The organism is Chryseobacterium sp. DT-167, from assembly GCF_058310155.1.
In genome coordinates this window covers 1-543 of sequence record NZ_JBZEEQ010000124.1, presented here as the reverse complement: position 1 = coordinate 543, position 543 = coordinate 1, and the positions used below count along the sequence as shown (strand labels likewise).

Here is a 543-nt window from a genome sequence, read left to right as displayed (position 1 = left end):
GGTAGAGACGAACGACGACCGTCTCGAAGCGTTTCCCGGCCGGTAATGACTCGTCTTGAGTCTCGACGTGGATCTCCTGCCAGCGAATCTCATACAGAGGCGGCGGGTTATCCACATCCACGGGCTTGACCTCGTCGATGGGCTTCAGCCGTCCGAGCTTTGCTTGCTCGAGTCGGTCGCGAAACTCTCGCCGCACCAGGGGCTTATTCCACGGGGACCAGAGCCTGCCGGGAGGGCTCACCGCGTGGAAAAGTCGATCTACTGTGACGTTAAGATCCTCACCTACGGCAGCCGTCGGGAACCCATACCACCGCAACTCGACAGGCTGTCCGCAACTGCATCGAGAGGCGTCGTCGAAGGTCGGCATTTGCTCACCTTATACGTGAGCGCGACGCGCGACCTCCGAGGCAGAAGTCCCCACTTCAGGGCACCCGTAGGACCTGACTTTTACGAACATCCCACACACGAAGCGAACCCACGAAAAAACCCCCGGCTGATGCCGGGGGCCTTCGTCGGTCTGTCTCAGACTCTGGTGGGCGATAC

1 protein-coding gene is annotated in these 543 nt (G+C 60.6%); it reads right to left on the bottom strand.

All coding sequences use genetic code 11. The features are described from left to right. A partial coding sequence (locus tag AC4FQ5_RS20095; protein ID WP_491146487.1) for a hypothetical protein occupies positions 1 to 367 on the bottom strand: 367 nt, incomplete at its 3' end. Positions 368 to 543: the final 176 nt, after the last annotated feature.